Source organism: Lawsonibacter sp. JLR.KK007, assembly GCF_036941135.1.
Taxonomy (GTDB): Bacteria; Bacillota; Clostridia; order Oscillospirales; family Oscillospiraceae; genus Lawsonibacter.
Window position 1 is genome coordinate 778687 of record NZ_JAYWSY010000002.1, and the last position, 16128, is coordinate 794814.

Here is a 16128-nt window from a genome sequence, read left to right on the forward strand (position 1 = left end):
TAGAGAAACACTGCCTGCAGTGTAACTCACCTGTTACATTCCCATCGCCGCCATGGCGCGGGTGGTGGAGACAAACTCCTCAATGCGCTGCTCCTCGTCCTTCTGCTCCGCCTTGCGGTAGTCCTCCAGCTTGTGCTCCTTCAGCTTCTCGATGGTGGCCGTCTCCTTCCGGGCCTCCACCACCTGAGCCCGCTTGTCTTCCTCCCTGCGCCGCAGGCGGTCCAGCTTGCGGTACTCCTCCTGGAGCTTGCGCTCCAGAGACCGGAGGTACTGCTCAAAGCTCATGGCGTCCAAAACGTTGATGCCCTCCAGCTTGCGCTGGGTAAAGTCGTCGTCCGCCTGACGGTGCTCGGTCTCCAGGTCCTCGATCAGCTGCTCCTGGGCGCGGACCTGGGCCAGGATTGCGCCGTGCTCCGCCCGGAGGGCGTCCAGAGCCTGATTCTTATAATCCAAAACTGTTTCCAGGGAGAAGCGGAATTTCTTCATTGGTCGATTAACTCCTTACCATGGACTTACCGCAAAATGCGCCGCAGCTGCTCCAGGCTGTCCTCATAGGAGAACGCCTCGTCCACGCCCTGCATCAAAAACTGGTTGATGCCGTCGATCTTGCTCAGTGCGTGGTCCAGCTTGGGGTTGGTGCCCGCCTTGTATGCGCCGATGGACACCAGATCGGAATTTTTTTCGTACACACCCATGATATCTCGCAGCTGTCCTGCCAGCTTCCGGTGCTCCGGGGAGACGATCTCCACCATCAGACGGGAGATGCTGGCCCCCACATCAATGGCGGGGAAGTGGTTGGCGTTGGCCAGCTGGCGGGAGAGGACGATGTGGCCGTCCAGGATGCCGCGGACGGTATCCGCAATGGGCTCATTGGTGTCGTCGCCCTCTACCAATACGGTGTAAACGCCGGTGATAGAACCTTTTTCAAAGTTTCCGCTGCGCTCCAGCAGCTTGGGCATCTCCGCGTACATGGAGGGGGTGTACCCTCTGGCCACCGGCGGCTCCCCGATGGCCAGGCCAATTTCCCGCTGGGCCATGGCGAAACGGGTGAGGGAGTCCATCATCAGCAGAACGTCATAGCCCTGTCCGGCAAAATACTCGGCAATGCTGGTGGCCACGCTGGGGCACCGCATCCGCAGCATGGCGGGCTGGTCGCTGGTGGCCACCACCAGCACCGAGCGGCGCATCCCCTCCTCCCCCAGGTCCTTCTGCATGAACTCCAAGACCTCGCGGCCGCGCTCGCCCACCAGGGCGATGACGTTGATATCCGCCTTTACGTTCTTGGCGATCATGCCCATCAGGGTGGACTTGCCCACGCCCGAGCCGGCAAAGATCCCGATACGCTGGCCCTTGCCGATGGTGAGCAGGCTGTCAATGGCCTTAACGCCGAACTCCATCCGCTCCCGGATGGGGGGACGGGACATGGGGTTGATATAGGTGCTGTCCACAGAGAAGGTGTCGCCCCGCTGGAAAGGCTCCAGCCCGTCGATGGGCTGGCCCAGCGCGTTGATCACCCGCCCCCGCAGAAAGGGCCCCACCGGAAGGGTCAGCCGCTTGCCGGTGTTGCGGACGAAGTTGCCCGCAGAAATGCCGCTCATATTGGCATAGGGCATCAGCAGGATATGGTCATTTTTGAAGCCCACCACCTCGGCAGGGATCTGACCGCCGGACTCGTTGGAATAGATGCGGCAGATGTCGCCAATGGCGGCCCGGCCGCCGGAGGCCTCGATGGACATGCCCACGATATTCTCGATTTTTCCCGTCCGGCCCACCGTCTCGGCGGAACGGACAGAGGGGATCAGTTCTCGAAACACGCCCTAAGTCTCCTCTTACTGCGGCCAATAGGCCCCCATCTGATCGTGGAGCACATCCCGGATGTTGGACATCTGCGTGGATACGCTGGCATCAGCGATCTCCTCGGGGGTCTCCACGATACAGGTACCGATCTCGTCGTCCCCCATGGGGATGATCTTGATGTGCTGGGACAGCGCGCCCAGCGAGCTGGTCAGGGCCGGAGAGATCTGGGCCAGCTGGCGGCTGTCGCAGCCGGAGATATAGATGTGCACCCACTCCTGCCGCTTCATCCGCTCGGTCGCGGTCTGGATCATGCGGACGATGACCTCGCTGCTGCTCTTCAGACTGACCCGCACCACCTTCTCGGCTACGGACAGGCACAGCTCCAGCAGCTCATCCCGGGTCTGGAGGAGCATCTCCTCCCGGGCCAGGGACGCCTTTTCCAAAAACGCCTGAACCTCTTTCTCCAACCGGGCGGCGGTGGCCTCCCGGTCCCGGATCGAATCGTCCATCGCCTTGGCGATGCCCTGGGCGTAGCCGTCCCGGTAGCCCTCGTCCCGGGCGCCCGCCCGGATCTCCTCCAGCTCGGCCAACCCCTGCTCCCGGGCCTGATCCAGCAGCTGCTGGGCCTCCTCCCGGGCCTGGTTCAGGATCAGCTCTGCCTGGAGCTGGGCATAGTGGACAGGGGTCTCCTTTTTGGGTTCCTCCGGCTTTTCCGGCTCGGGCGGCGCTTCAGGCTCTGCGGCCGCCTCCTTGAGGGGTTCCTCCAGGACCGGCTCCTCCTCCGGGGGAAGGGGCTCCTCCCCCTCGAAGTGGATGTCGTCCGTGCTGGGCAGAACGTAGGTCTCCGCTTTGGGTTCCAGAAACCCTTTCAGGATATTACGCAATGATATCGTCCTTTCCGCCCTTCATGATGATGATCTCGTTCCTCTCCTCCAGATCGCGGATGACGCCGACGATGCGCTGCTGGGCATCCTCCACGTCCTTCATACGGACATTTGTAGTGACCTCCAGGTCGTCCCGGATGCTCTCGGCCATACGGGCGGACATGTTGGTAAACAGCTTGTTGGACACCTCGGCGTTGGCGGTTTTCAGCGCCAGCACCAGGTCTCTCGGGTCGCAGTCCCGGACGAAACGCTGCACCGAGCGGTCGTCCATGGTGATGATATCCTCGAAGACGAACATCCGCTTGCGGATCTCGTCGGCCAGCTCGGCGTTGCGGGCGGACAGGCCGTCGAAGATGGACTTCTCGCTGGAGCGGTCCAGGTTGTTCATGATACCGGCTACGTAGTCGATGCCGCCCACCTTCACATTGGAGCTGGTGATGATGCTGGAGAATTTCCGTTCCATCTCCGCCTCGATGGTCTTGATGGCGGCGGGGGCGGCGCTCTCCATGGTGGCGATGGCCTCCACCACCCGAATCTGGCGGCGGGGCTCCAGCTGCTCGATGACGCCGGCGGCCTTGTCCGGGTCCACATAGGACAGCACCAGGGCCACCGTCTGAGGACGTTCGTTCTGGAGGGCGGAGAACAGGGATTTGACGTCCGCCTTGTCCAGGAAGGCGAACTCCCGATTCTTCAGGGACTTGGTCACCTTCTCCAGCAGGGCCATGGCGGTCTGGTTGCCAAATGCCTTCTCCAGCACGGCCCGGGCATACTCCAAGCCGCCCTCCGTCACCGCCTTGCTGGTCATGCAGGTCTGATAAAACTCAGTCAAAACCGCTTCGGTCTGCTCCGAGTCCAGCATGCCAAGCCGGGCCACCTCCAGGGTCAGCGCCTCGATCTCCTCCGGGTCCATATACTGGTACAGTCCGGAGGCCTTATCCGCGCCCAGCGAGACGATCACTGCCGCAGCCTTCTGGGGATAGGTCAGTTCAACCTTTGTTGCTTCCTTTGTCGCTTCAGCCACCGGTCTCATCTCCCTTCAGCCAAGCTTTCACCATCTGAGCTGCAATCTCCGGATTGTTCTGGGCGAACTGCCGGACGCTCTTACGCAGCTCCATACTCTTTTCGGTGTTGACCTCCATAATATCGGCTCCGCCGGTGGGAGGGGCGGCGGCGATGATCGCGGCCGCCTCGGCCGCGGCCTGAGCCGCCATCATCTCCTCCTCCAGAGCCTGCTGCTCCTCCAGGCGCTTCTTTCTGCGCCGTCTGGCCAGCACGAGGATGACGATCAGCAGGACCACGAACAGGACCAGTCCGCCGATTGCGGCGTAGAGGATCCAGCTGTTCTCCGGGCTGAGGAACCAGCTGCCACCCGGCGCCAGCACGGTGCCGTCCTCGGCAAAGGGAGCAATGGCCACAAAGACCCGGTCCAGCGCCTCCCCGGTCCCGGCAATACCCACCAGGGTGGCTACATTGTCCCGCAGGGAGTCGATGGTCATGGCGCCGGCATTCGTACAGTTTTGGTTGACGGTCACCGTCACCCGCAGGTCCTTCAGCCGGCCCTCCAGAACCTCCTCCTGGGTGTTGGTCTGGTCGACGGCGTGCGTCCGGTCCGTCTCGTTGCCCACGTAGGTGTCATTTTCGTCGCCGTCCTGGGTCCAGTCGGGATAGTTGGGGAAGTTGCCATTCAGATCAGAGTTGGGAGTGGTACCCACTGTGCCCCCTGTCGGGGTCTCGCCATCCCGGATGCGCTCGTAGAAGAGATGGTCGTTGATAATCAGACCGCCGCCAACCACTGAACCATCGGGCTGGTTATAGGTGGTGCTGTCGATGATCTGGTGGGTCACATCCACTGTGCACAGCACGCTCACCGCCACGTTTTCCGGCCCATAGATCTTATCCAGCGTTTGCCGGATCTGGGTGCGGACGTTGTTGGAGATCCGCTCCTCATATTCCATCTTCAGCGCGGTGGCCTGGTTGGTCTTATCGATGGTGTCGTTATCGGAGTATGTATTGCCATAGATGTCCTCAATGCTGACATTGGAGATGTCCAGCTGCTGCACGCTGTGGCTCACGGTGTGGCGGATGGCCTTGACCACCGCGCTGTCCAGTCCCTGGTCGCTCTCAGGGGTGATGGTCACCGCCGCAGTGGCCGGAATGGCGCTGTCCTGGAGGACAAATACCTGCTGCGTCCCCAGCGCGATCTCCACATTGGCGTTCCGCACGCCGTTAAACTGGCGGATGGTGGCCTCCAGCTTTTGAATCGTGGCGATCCGCAGGGCCTCCCGCCGCTCCGCCTCTGTGCTGATGCCGCTGAGGTTGTCAAGATACTCGTAGTTAAAGCCGGTGGTCAGGTAGCCGGACATGGCCAGTTCAGCCTGCAGCTGGACCTCCCGGCCCGCCGGCACCAGGATGGTATCTCCCTGAATCTGGTAATCCGTCACGCCCCGGTCGGCCAGGTAGGAGCCTACGGTACTGATCTCGGTGGAGTTCAGGCCGGTGTACAGCACGGCGTACTCCTTCTGGTTCAGCAGCACTGCCGCCGCAATGATGACTGCCAGGAGTACGACCAGAAAGACCCCCAGCAGGATCCGGACTTTTTTATTCAGTTTTTTGAAAAAGCTCTTGATTTTTTCCCAGAGCTCCTTCAGCTTTGTCTGAAACGTCTGCAACTTGGATCCCTCCGGACAGTTTTCTCATCTCATATTCTCTTACAGGGAAATGCGCATCAGCTCATTATAGACGTCCATCGCCCTGTCCCGCAGCGTCATCAGCAGCAGGGCGGAGTTGGAAGCCTGAGCGGTGGCCAAGGTAAGCTCCGCCGGATTGTCCAGTTGGCCGGTGGCCAGCTTGTATTCCAGGTCCACCTGCTTGGCGTTGGTCTCCCGCACGTCGTTGATGGCGGACTGGAACACTGTGGAAAACAGAGAGATGCCGGCGCTCCGGCCACTCTGCGCGGACTGTGTCTCGGCTGTCTCGATCAGCGGACGGATCGGGCTGACAGGGGTGAATTCCATGACAAAAACCTCCAGTTTTTGATAAAAATCGCCGGATATTGCAGTATCCCATAGCGCAAATCCAGGCCAGACCAAATTTCAGCCTTTGGGCCTCACGCCCGCCAGTCAAAAACTCGACCTGACCTAGAGTGGCCTTTACTTACCGATCTCCAGTCCCTTGGAGAGCAGAGTTTTCAAAAGATTGAACGCAGTGATATCTGCAGTGAAGGCCTGGCTGGCCGCCATACCGTCGGTAATCTCCTTCACCAGATCCACATTGGGCATCTCCACGTAGCCATCCTCGTTGGCATCGGGGTCACCGGGATCATACTTCAGCTTAAAGTCGGAGGGGTCCTCTGCCACCTCCGCGACCCGGACGCCGCCCACAGTATCTGAGGCGAACCGCCCTCCGCTGCCATTGCGGGTGCGGGCCAGGACGTCCTGGAACCGGCTGCCGCCGTTGTCCGCCTCGAACACCACCACTTTCCTGCGGTAGGGCCCCTCGCCGTTCTCGGTACGGGTCGTGTTCATGTTGACGATATTCTCTGAGATGATATCCAGCCGCTGTTGCTGAGCAGTAAAGCCGGAGCCGATGACATCGATGCTGCTGACGAAGGCCATATGTATTCCTCCATGATCTATAATTCAAAGCGCCGGCGGGGAAGGGACGGCTCCCGCCCCTCGTCCACGCCGGACGGCGCGTGTTACACGGTCACTGTCCCCGGATCAGCGTCCGGATCAGCGACAGGTTGCTGTTGATGGAGTCGATGGTGTATTGCATCTGGTATGCGTTGCGGACCGCCTCGGTCTCCTGATCGGTGACGTTGACGCCGTTGTCGTCCATGCGGGTGCTCTCCGCCTGGGCCACATGGACGATGGGCTGGGAGCGGTCGATGGTGGAGCGCACCGCGGCCAGGCGGCGCTTGTCGCCGCTGTGCAGGGCGGTGCGGATGCTGGCGTCCAGAGCCTCTTCAAAGGTGACATATTTCGCCTTGTAGTTGGGGGTCTCGGCGTTGACAATGTTGTCGTTGATGGTAACCTGCTTGGTCCACTGGAAATTCATTGCGCGCTCCAGCAGCAGCTGGGAATTGGTATACAGAAGACTCGCCACGGAGACTCCCTCCTCTATCATACTGGCTTTGACCGGAATAGTGAGTCAAAGCTATCTTAACATGCTTCGCCGGAAAACGCAAGGGCAGGCGGGCAACTTTTCACGGCGCCATAACGCCCGCCCCCACCTTGCCTAGCGTCGCTTATTATAACGCATTTTTCCGCTCTTTGCAAGACATTGACCGAAGATTATCTCCGGGATTTTAAGCGCCGGTTCGTGAATCTGCACACCCCGCTTTTCCTGCGGCAGAGCGGGTTTGTGACAGTGGTGTTTTTATAGGATACCGCATATCGGGTCCGATTGCAATGGTAATTTCCGGAAGGCCGCTCCCCCGGTCCACCGGCCGCTTTCCTACTTCTTACTACAAAAGCGCTGCTCCGCCTCTTCCAACCACAAGATAAGGGCCGCACACGGATAAATATACGGCCCTTGAAAATATTTATTCTTTTTTCTCCTTCAAAACGCCCAGCAGCTCCAGAGGGGAGACCTCCTCCTCCGCCGCCTCCCGGTTGGCCTGGACGGCCCCCTTCAGCTCGCTGCGCAGGATGGTGACGCTGCGGGGCGCCTGGATGGCCAGACGCACCCGTCCCGCCTCCACAGCCAGGACGGTGACCTCCACCTCATCCCCGATGAGCAGGGACTCGCCCTCCTTGCGCTGTAAAATCAGCATGACGCGCCCTCCTCCTTCCGTCCAAACTCCGACAGAAGGTGGTGCATATGGTAGCCGCCATCCTCCAAAATGACCTGCACCGCCCTCCGGGTCTGGTCGTTGATGGCCACCGGGCAGCGCAGGTTCACGGTGCTCTCCGAGGCCGGGCTGCGCACCACGCACAGGGCGTAAAAGCACAGCTCCTCGCTGCGCTCCACCCCCATGGCCTTCAGCTCGCCGGGCGTGAGCACCGGAGCGTAATTGGGATTCAGGGTAAAGGGGTTCACCGCAACGAAGGCGAGACCAGGCGTGGCCGCGCTCTGAAAGCAGAGCAGACTGTTTTCGCTGCCCTCAAAGGGGAGGAGGAAAAATTCCTTCTCCTCCTCAAAGCCGAACAGCCCGTCGGGAAAGTGGAGCTTATCCTCCTCCAGGCACTCGATCTCGCCAAAATACTTGGTTTTCAGACGCATGTTTCCTCCTGTCCAGGGTCCTGGCCCTCACGTCACAGCCGGCCTCCCCTCGCAGGGGGGACCCGGTCCGTCAGACTCTTACATCCACCGGCTCGTAATTGGGATCGGCGGAGGGGGGCACATAGATGGGGCCGCCCACATATTTGATCACCACATCGGGCCGCTGGGTCACGGTAAACTCGATGTCGCCAGGTGTAAACTCAAAGCTGCCCTCTCCCATCTTCCAGTCGATGGCCAGCTTATCCATCTCATAGCGGATGTTCAGCTCGCCGGGGTCCCAGGTGATCTCCGCGCCGCCCTTGGGCAGGAAGTCGATGCCCACATTGGTCTTGACGTCCTTCATCATGGCGTCCTCGGCAAACCGGGTCACTAGCTCCTCCCCCACCTGGGTCTCCAGCAGCAGCTGGCCCTGACGGGCATAGGTGGCGGTAGCCTCGTAGGCGGCCTGCTTTCCCTTCTGCACGCCCTGCTCCAGATAGCGGGCCAGGGTGGGGGAGAGGGAATTGCGGGCCTCGAAGGTGTCGATGTTGACCTTGATGGGACGGCTCTTGATCTGCAGGCCGTTCTTCTCCCGGGAGATCTCCATCTCCGCGGTGCCGCGGGCGTACTCCAGCTTGGCGTTGGTGGTTTTCATCTCAATCTGAATAGGAACAGTTGTGATCTCAATCAACGGTTTCATTGTGTGACGCGCACTCCCTTCTAGTTATAATCCTAAGGCTTCCCTGCCTCATACACACAACTGAAAAAATATCACATCGTCCGCTGTGCCGGTTCGGGCTGCCGTTCCGGTCAGCTCATATAGTCGATGAGCGACTGGCTGAGCAGCTGATTGCCGATTTTCAGCGCGGAGTTGTAGCAGTACTGCTGCCAGGAGAGGTTGGTAATCGCCTCGGCCAGGTCCACCTGCTCCAGGTCCAGCACCTGCAGGTTCAGGTCGCTCTTCTGGGTGGTCAGCCGGGACTCGGAGGTCTTCAGATAGACCGACTGGGCGTCCAGCTCCACCCACTTCTCGGTGGTGTGCTCCTGGGCGGCCTTCAGCTTATCCATCAAACGGAAGGCCTTGGCCTCATACTCATCGTGGAAGGCGTTGATCTCCGCGGCGAAGTCCGGGTCATCCTTCATTTTCTGCTGGAAATCGGTATAGGACATGTCCTTATACTCATCCGGGACGTATTTCTGGCCGTTCTCATGCCAGTTGTCAAAAACATCGGCCAGCTCCCGCATGATCATGGGCAGGCTCATCGGATCGCCGTCCTTGTCCACGCCATAGTTGAGAAAATCAACGCCGCACAGCGCACTGTTGAAGTAGGTGCCCTTTACAGGGTTGTTGGGGGAGCTCTCCGCCGCGCCCATGCCCAGGTCGATATACATCTCCTCGCTGGCCATCTTGTCCAGCAGCTCCACGTTGCGCTTGTCGTTGTAGTAGTTGTACCACTCCAGGTCGGTGCCGGTCAGCCCGTCGCGGGAGGTTGGCAGGCCGGCGGGATAGGTGTCGCCCTCCTTCATGGCGTCGACGCCCCAGTCCTTGACCGTTTTGCTCTGCTCCTTCAGGGGCGGCTCCTCTTCCTTACGGGTGTAATAGTCGTACCACGCATTGATCTCGGCTTCTGTCAGGGGATACTCCTTTCCGTTGTCAATTGCATCCTTCCGTTCTGCCAGCGTCGCGTCCTTCAGATGCTCCAGGTCCAAATCAACGGTTGGGCACTTCGATGTCGGCTCCACATCGCTGGCCATGGTGTCGTAGTCATACCACTCCTGATAGGACGGGTCGCTGTCCCACATGCTCAACTCCGAGATCTGCCGCACCCAGTCCGGCTCGATGACCTCGCCGTCCTTGTTCACCGGAGAATTCGGCTTTGCAGTATTGCCAGGGTCCTTGTAGTAATTCAGCCACTTGTCTGCATCGACCCGGCTCATGGCGCCGCTGTTTACCGCCCGGTCCGCGTAATCATCCAGCATCTTGGCGATGGTATCGTTCGCTTTGGTCAGAGTCGCGCTTTGTCCTGTTACCCCTTCATACCAAGCCTTGGCGTCCGGCTGCTGCTCCACATACTTCTGGCTCTCCAGCTTGCCCTTTGTCAGGGCCAGCTTCTTCATCCAGCCGGGGTCCGGGGCGGTGGGCTTGGGGATGCTGCCGGAGTTCACGTCGATGCCCCGGTAGAGAAGCTTGCCGTCCTTCCAGGAGAAGGGGGCGTTGAGGGCGTCGTTTCCGGCGAAGATGAAGTGGTCGCCGTACTTCTGGTTCATGGCCTGGACCACCGACTCGGCGGTCTCCCGCAGGACGACGGCCAGAGCCGTGCGGCTCTCGCCTGAGGTCCCGTTATTGCCCCGGATGGAGGACACCCGGGCGTTGGTATCGCTCAGGTCCTCCACCACGCCGCCCAGGTTGTTCCAGGCGGTGTTGAACTTGCTGTAAACGTCCTTGGTGTTGGCCAGGTAGTTGCTGGTCTGGTAGAAATCCCGGCGCAGGCGGAAGGACAGCGTAGCGGCGGCGGGGTCGTCCGCATAGCTGCTGAAGGCCTGCCGGGTCATCATCTGATCCCGGGCAGTGGACAGCTTCAGGGTGGAATTCTGCAGATTGAACTTGTAGGAGTTCATCATCATGTTGGTCGTAATGCGAAAGCCCATCTCAGGTTACCTCCTTATCGAACGGTGTCGTTAATCAGCTTATCCAGCATGGAATCCAGGGTTGTCATCAGCTGGCAGGACGCGGCATAGGACTTCTGGAACATCATCATGCTGGTGGCCTCGTCGTTCAGGTCCACGCCGCACACGCTCTGGCGGCTGTTCTCCAGCGACAGGGCCTCGACGGCGTAGTTGTTGTACAGCAGGCCGGTGGTCTGCTCCTCCACGCCCCGGATATTGTTCATATCCGCCAGCCGCTCCTGGAAGGAGCCGGTGAAATACTTCTTGGTCCCCCCGGCGTTGGCGTCGTCTACAATCTCGTTGGGGTAATAGGTAAAATCGTAACTCATCAAGCCTATGATGTGATACAGGTTGTCGTCACGTGTGCTGTGGGTGATGGGGTTATCCGGGTCGTCCGGGTTGAGGTCGTCCGGTTTCTTGGTGTTCAGGATCCGCACGTCGCCGGTGGACCAGTCCTTGGAGATGGTGATGTTCTCGGCGGTGATATTGGTGAAGTCGTTGGTGTCGCCGTTGTTGCTGAACAGCACGCCGCCGTTGTAGAAGGCCCATACGTCGGTCAGCTGGCCCTGCTCCCGGAGGGTCTCCATGTTCTTGTAGGCGGTCTCCTTCCGGGCCTCAATACCGACACCCTTCGTTTCGATGGCATCAATTTTGCCCTGTATTTCCTTCAGCTTTTTCTGCTTGGCAGCCGCAGACAGTGTGGTGTCCTTAGCTGTGGCCTCATACTCCGCCTTCAGCGTGTCAATATCCGCAAGGTCTTTCGCCAGTTCGTCGAAATAATCCTTGGTCAGCGCCACTTCCTGGCCAGCATCGTTCACGCCCATGATGGCCTTGTGGTCCTTATCATAAAATGCCTTGATATCGGTGCCCGGATTCTTTGGGTCGTCCACTTCATCCCATTTATACGCCTCTGACACCTGGTCAAAGTTCAGCCGGTTGGCCTCGTTCATCACGCCGGCAAACTTCCGGGCCAGCGCGTCCAGGGAGTCCTTGTAATACCAAAGTCCCCGCTTCTGGGCGGCGTTCGGGTCGAACTTCAGGTCGTCGTCGCTGCAGAACTCGCCCCGCTCGGTGAGGAACTCCCGCATGGCCTGGAGGGAGCCGTGAAGCTGATTGTCGGTCAGGTCCACGCTCTCCTTAATCTCCTTGTGGTACTGGTCCCGCATATACTGGCCCTTGGCGTCCACCAGCGGCTCCACCGTCATCCACAGGCGGTTGCTGTCCGAGCCCTCCACGGCGTTCTCCACCTGATTGGCGGCGGAGGCGTCCTCTGTGTAACCGATAATCTCGCCATCATCATCCCGGATGATATAGGGACCGGACGTATTATTTCCATCGGCGTCCTTAGCGTTAATATCATATGCGTTTGCTGTAGTGATGATATCACCAGCTGTGGTAATTCCAAGCGTTTCCTTCAGCGCAGTATTTGAAGCCACCTCATTGGTGATGATATTCCCGTCCTTATCCCGCAGCGCCTCCCGGGCAATATTGGTATACTTAATGTTGCCGGCGGTGCTGTCCTGGCTGATATACCGGTTGCTGGTGGGCAGGTCCGGCTTGTAGTTGGGGTTCCGCTCCGCAGCGATGTCCGGCATGGAGATCTGGGCCCCGTAGATGCCCTGGATGAGCTTGATGGGAGGGGTGCCGGAGTCCGCGATGGAGATGTTGATGCGCTCTACCGAGTTAAACTCGTCGATCTTCTCCATGTCGTAGCTCACGTCGATCTTCATATAGGCGGACAGCTTGTCAATGCACAGGTTGCGGGCGTCCCGCAGCTCCAGGGCCTTGTCGCCGTAGATGCCGGCGTCCCGTATCTCCACGCTCAGGTCCCGGATCTGGGTGAGCAGGGAGTTGACGGTGCCCACGTCCTTCTTCAGCTCGTTCAGCTTGTTGTCCCCCAGGGTGTTCATGGCCTTGGCGTAGTCGTTGAGCAGCCGGACCAGCGTCTGGGCCGAGCCGCGGACGGCGGTGTCGTACTCCACCGAGCCCACCTTGCCGTTGAAGGTTTCCAGCTGGGTGAGCAGGTCGTTGAACTGGGCCTCGACAATGCCGAATTCGTTGGTGCCCTTACCCACCTCGTCCAGGATGTGGGCCAGCTGCTGCAAACAGTCCAGCTTGGCGTTGGCGGAACCCACGTTGGCGTTCTCATTGCGGTAGCGGATGTCCAGGAAGGGGTCCCGCAGCTGGGACACGCCTTCGGTCAGCACACCGTAGCCAATATTCAGGTTGTAGCTGTTGGCGTAGCGGATGTTGCCGTTGGAGTAGAGGGACACCAGGTCCAGCCGCTGGCGGGTGTAGCCCTCGGTGTTGATGTTGGCGATGTTGTTGCCCGTCACATTCAGCGCAGACTGGGAGGCGTAAATCCCCAGCCGCGCAGCGGTGAAGGAACCAAAAGTACCAATAACAGCCATAGTTGTTCTCCTTTATCCTTTATATTGCCCGGACCTCAAGCCCGGAAATCGGTCTGATGTCCCTTGCGTTTTTCCTCTGCCACACCGGCGTCGCCGGCCTGGACGGCCATGATGCGCTCGATCTCCCGCAGGTTGATCTCCAGCGTGTTTCGGGCCGCCTGACTGGCGGCCTGGAACAGGGTGTATTGCCGGCGCAGCTCCTCCACCGTCCGCCTGGTCTCCAGCATGAGGTCGGGCGGGCTGTGGTCCTCCAGCTGGTTGAGGGGAACCCCCTGCAGACCCAGGCTGGCCAGCATCTTATCCCGTCTCTGGTCATAGCCCCGCAGAGACAGACTCAGCACCTGCTCCTGCTTCATGCAGTCCTCCACCCCGGCCAGGTCCCCCTGGGAGGCGGCGGTTTTTTTGTCCTGCTCCACCTTGGTCAGCTGCTCCAGAGTGCGGCTCAGGCCGCTCAGCAGCTTCAGATACTCCTGCCACTGCGTCATGCCTCTTCCTCCGACAGCAGCAGCATCCGGGCCGCAGTCTCCCGGGCGTCAGGGCGGTACTCGCCGGACGCCACCTGGCTGCGCAGGTCCTGGATCTTGCCGGTGGTGTTGTAGGTGCGCACCTGCTGGGACAGACTGGCCGCCAGCTCCCGAAAGGTGGGGCCGGCCGCCTGTCCGCCAGACAGGGTAATCTGGTCAAAGCTGCTCTCCGGCGCCTTGGCGTGTCTGGTCCCGGAGGACCGGGCCGCGCCGGGGGAAGCGATGGGAGCGGTAGAAAATCCCTCTCGTCTTGTCACTAACATAGTCGTAACCTCCTCGTCCCCTCCGGGAGGACGCGCGCTGTCTCAAATCAAAAAGTTATTCTGTATTATTTCTATCGGACCATCCAGAGCAAAAAATAACATATGGGACGAATTTTTTTTACTTCCCCAACTGAAGGTTGCGAACCGGAGAATTTTCCATTATAATAGCGGGGAAAGCCTTCAGGCACAGCCAAGGCAATGTTAAAGAGGTGTGACGTAATGACTCAGTTTTCTCATTGTAAAAAGGCGGAGATCTTTGGTCTCCAGGAAGGTCCGGTCCGGGCGGCCGTAACGATGGGCGCCACCAGCGGGCTGATGGTCATTGTGCCCCGGGAGATCAAGTGTCCCCTGCGCACACCCCTGAACATCCGGTTTTACGACCCGATCCAGGGCGTGGTCCTCTGCCGCTGCCGTCTCACCCACCCCGCCATCTCCGGCGCCATCTGCACCTACCGGTGCCAGATTCTGGAGCATCTGGCCCAGCTTCAGCGGCGGGAGGACATTAAGGTCGGACAGGCCCTTGTGGTCAACGTGGACTGTGAGGGCATATTCGCTCCGGCCACCATCCTGAATATCAGCGCGGGCGGCGTATATCTGGCCTCCAGCCTGGTGGCCGGCGTGGGCGACCGGCTGACTTTCAGCTTCCCTCCCATCCAGCCGCCCCTGATGCTCCACGCGGAGATCCTGCGGGTGGAGCTGCAGGTGATCGACAAGCGCAGCCTCTACGGCTACGGCTGCCGCTTCACCGACCTGAGCGTCGGGGAGGAGAATCAGCTGCGGCGCTATGTATTCCAGGAGGAGCGGAAGATCTACCTCACAGAGAACTGACAGAAAAACGGAGATCTGGAAGACCAGATCTCCGTTTTTTTATGGGAAACCATCGACCAGGGGTCAGCGGCGCTCCTCCACGGGGTCGCGGTCGCGGAACAACAGGGAGACGCACCACACGGCGGACAGGCCCACCAGGGTGTAAATCACCCGGCTGATCATGCTGCCGGACCCGCCGCAGGCAAAGGCCACCAGGTCAAACTGGAACAGGCCCACGCTGCCCCAGTTCAGGCCGCCGATGATCAGCAGCGTCAGGGCTATTTTGTCCATCATCACGTCAAACCACCTCCTTGTTTCGGGTTCCAGGGGGTAGTTTATGTCCTTTTCTGCCTTTTATGCAGCTGGAAAATTTTTACTGCAGCGAGCTGGGACCAAAGCCGCAGGGCAGCAGCTCCGCCAGGGAGACCTCCTTGTAGTCTCCGTCCCCCCGGGCGGCCAGCACCCGCAGTCCGGGGGCGAACTCATACAGCACCTGCCGGCAGGCCCCGCAGGGCCAGCAGTAGTCCTCCCCCTGACCGGCGATGGCAATGGCCGTCCAGCCCTCCCGGCAGCCCTCGCTCACCGCCTTCAGCACGGCGGTGCGCTCGGCGCAGATGGCGGAGCCGTAGGCCGCGTTCTCCACATTGCAGCCGGTGAAAACCCGGCCGTCCTCGGTCAGCAGCGCCGCTCCCACGGGAAAATGGGAGTAGGGCACATAGGAGAATTGGTGCATCTCAAAGGCTTTTTTTACCAGCTCCTGGTCGGTCATAGCGGCCGCCTCCTTTAATTTGATTCTGTCTTGAAAACCCCTTGCGTATCCCTCTGGTTTCTATTATAATACCTCTGACATTTTCATGCAAGGATGGGATCACAAAATGAAACATGCCTTCGCGATTTTTGACATGGACGGCACGCTGGTAGACTCCATGGGCTACTGGAACCGGCTGGCCGACGAGTACCTGGCCCGCCACGGCATCCCCCCGCTGCCTCCAAAGCTGAAGGAGGAGTCGGTCGCCCTGACCCTGGAGGGATCCGCCCAGCTGTTTATCCGGGAGTTCGGCCTGACCAGCACGCCCGAGGAGATCGCCCGGGAGATCAACGGCCTGATGGAGGAGCACTACCGCACCGACGTCCCTCTGAAGCCGGGGGCCGCCGCCTGCCTGGAGCGGATGAAGGCGGCGGGCTTCCAGATGTGCGTGGCCTCCTCCACCGCCCCGGCGCTGCTGGACATCTGCCTGCGCCGCTTAGGGATCCGGGACTATTTCCAGTTTCTGCTGTCCTGTGAGGAGGTGGGCGTGGGGAAGGACCACCCCGATGTCTATCTGGAGGCGGCCCGGCGGCTGGGCGGCTCTCCGGACAACACCCTCATCTTTGAGGACATCCTGGTGGCCGCACGGACCGCCAAGCAGGCGGGCTTCACCTTGGGCGTGATCTATGACGTCAACTCCGCCGACGATCAGGAACAGCTGAAGGCCCTGGCCGACCGCCACTTTACCCGCTGGGACGAGGAGGCGCTCCTCACCTGGCTGGGCGTATAAGCGCAAGCCTCCCCCAGAGGACGGGGGAGGCTTTT

19 protein-coding genes are annotated in these 16128 nt (G+C 60.2%); 2 read left to right on the plus strand and 17 right to left on the minus strand.

Translation table 11 applies throughout. The annotated features are described in order from the left end of the window. Window positions 1–33: 33 nt before the first annotated feature. The 15 genes from fliJ to VV088_RS13795 form a co-directional block, all read right to left on the minus strand. Window positions 34–486, minus strand: a complete 453-nt coding sequence (gene fliJ / locus VV088_RS13725) for a flagellar export protein FliJ (RefSeq protein WP_334601273.1) — start codon at window positions 484–486, stop codon at window positions 34–36. 26 nt (window positions 487–512) lie between these two features. Then, window positions 513–1814 carry a FliI/YscN family ATPase gene (locus VV088_RS13730; protein WP_334601274.1) on the minus strand — a complete coding sequence of 434 codons (1302 nt, stop codon included), beginning with the start codon at window positions 1812–1814 and terminating at the stop codon, window positions 513–515. A 15-nt stretch (window positions 1815–1829) separates the two neighbouring features. Continuing rightward, complete coding sequence (locus VV088_RS13735) at window positions 1830–2681, minus strand: FliH/SctL family protein (protein WP_334601275.1); 852 nt, start codon at window positions 2679–2681, stop codon at window positions 1830–1832. After that, window positions 2674–3711, minus strand: a complete 1038-nt coding sequence (gene fliG, locus VV088_RS13740; protein WP_442913158.1) for a flagellar motor switch protein FliG — start codon at window positions 3709–3711, stop codon at window positions 2674–2676. Before fliG ends, VV088_RS13735 begins: the two co-directional genes overlap by 8 nt. Then, the gene (fliF, locus tag VV088_RS13745) at window positions 3695–5350 is read right to left on the minus strand and encodes a flagellar basal-body MS-ring/collar protein FliF (protein ID WP_334601277.1); all 1656 of its coding nucleotides are present in this window, start codon (window positions 5348–5350) and stop codon (window positions 3695–3697) included. The genes fliG and fliF overlap by 17 nt, the downstream gene beginning before the upstream one ends. A gap of 39 nt (window positions 5351–5389) precedes the next feature. Next, window positions 5390–5695 carry a flagellar hook-basal body complex protein FliE gene (locus VV088_RS13750; protein WP_334601278.1) on the minus strand — a complete coding sequence of 102 codons (306 nt, stop codon included), beginning with the start codon at window positions 5693–5695 and terminating at the stop codon, window positions 5390–5392. Between the two features lie 135 nt (window positions 5696–5830). Next, window positions 5831–6295: a flagellar basal body rod protein FlgC gene (gene flgC, locus VV088_RS13755; protein ID WP_334601279.1), complete on the minus strand. Its 465-nt coding sequence runs from the start codon at window positions 6293–6295 to the stop codon at window positions 5831–5833. A gap of 91 nt (window positions 6296–6386) precedes the next feature. Continuing rightward, window positions 6387–6785 (minus strand): flagellar basal body rod protein FlgB, encoded by a 399-nt coding sequence (locus VV088_RS13760; protein ID WP_334601280.1) that lies wholly within the window; start codon window positions 6783–6785, stop codon window positions 6387–6389. Between the two features lie 439 nt (window positions 6786–7224). Next, a complete protein-coding gene (gene csrA / locus VV088_RS13765) occupies window positions 7225–7455 on the minus strand; it encodes a carbon storage regulator CsrA (protein WP_334601281.1) in 231 nt (76 codons plus the stop codon). Further along, window positions 7449–7904 (minus strand): flagellar assembly protein FliW, encoded by a 456-nt coding sequence (fliW, locus tag VV088_RS13770; protein WP_334601282.1) that lies wholly within the window; start codon window positions 7902–7904, stop codon window positions 7449–7451. Before fliW ends, csrA begins: the two co-directional genes overlap by 7 nt. A 70-nt stretch (window positions 7905–7974) precedes the next feature. Then, complete coding sequence (locus tag VV088_RS13775; RefSeq protein ID WP_334601283.1) at window positions 7975–8583, minus strand: DUF6470 family protein; 609 nt, start codon at window positions 8581–8583, stop codon at window positions 7975–7977. Between the two features lie 110 nt (window positions 8584–8693). Beyond that, on the minus strand, window positions 8694–10532 hold the full coding sequence (locus VV088_RS13780) for a hypothetical protein (protein WP_334601284.1): 1839 nt from the start codon (window positions 10530–10532) through the stop codon (window positions 8694–8696). Window positions 10533–10546: 14 nt separating this feature from the next. Next, window positions 10547–12961, minus strand: a complete 2415-nt coding sequence (locus VV088_RS13785; protein ID WP_334601285.1) for a FlgK family flagellar hook-associated protein — start codon at window positions 12959–12961, stop codon at window positions 10547–10549. A 35-nt stretch (window positions 12962–12996) separates the two neighbouring features. After that, window positions 12997–13446 (minus strand): flagellar export chaperone FlgN, encoded by a 450-nt coding sequence (locus tag VV088_RS13790; protein ID WP_334601286.1) that lies wholly within the window; start codon window positions 13444–13446, stop codon window positions 12997–12999. Next, window positions 13443–13748, minus strand: coding sequence for a flagellar biosynthesis anti-sigma factor FlgM (locus VV088_RS13795; RefSeq protein ID WP_334601287.1), 306 nt, complete (start codon window positions 13746–13748; stop codon window positions 13443–13445). Before VV088_RS13795 ends, VV088_RS13790 begins: the two co-directional genes overlap by 4 nt. A 219-nt stretch (window positions 13749–13967) precedes the next feature. Between VV088_RS13795 and VV088_RS13800 the strand changes: the two genes are divergently transcribed. Further along, window positions 13968–14576 carry a PilZ domain-containing protein gene (locus VV088_RS13800; RefSeq protein ID WP_334601288.1) on the plus strand — a complete coding sequence of 203 codons (609 nt, stop codon included), beginning with the start codon at window positions 13968–13970 and terminating at the stop codon, window positions 14574–14576. A 63-nt stretch (window positions 14577–14639) separates the two neighbouring features. Here VV088_RS13800 and VV088_RS13805 read toward each other — a convergent pair whose 3' ends face one another. Then, window positions 14640–14849, minus strand: a complete 210-nt coding sequence (locus VV088_RS13805) for a DUF378 domain-containing protein (protein ID WP_035103403.1) — start codon at window positions 14847–14849, stop codon at window positions 14640–14642. A gap of 79 nt (window positions 14850–14928) precedes the next feature. Beyond that, on the minus strand, window positions 14929–15324 hold the full coding sequence (cdd, locus tag VV088_RS13810; RefSeq protein WP_442913159.1) for a cytidine deaminase: 396 nt from the start codon (window positions 15322–15324) through the stop codon (window positions 14929–14931). 106 nt (window positions 15325–15430) lie between these two features. On the opposite strand from cdd, the gene VV088_RS13815 reads away from it, so the two are divergent. Then, window positions 15431–16093, plus strand: coding sequence for an HAD family hydrolase (locus VV088_RS13815; protein ID WP_334601289.1), 663 nt, complete (start codon window positions 15431–15433; stop codon window positions 16091–16093). Window positions 16094–16128 lie beyond the last annotated feature (35 nt).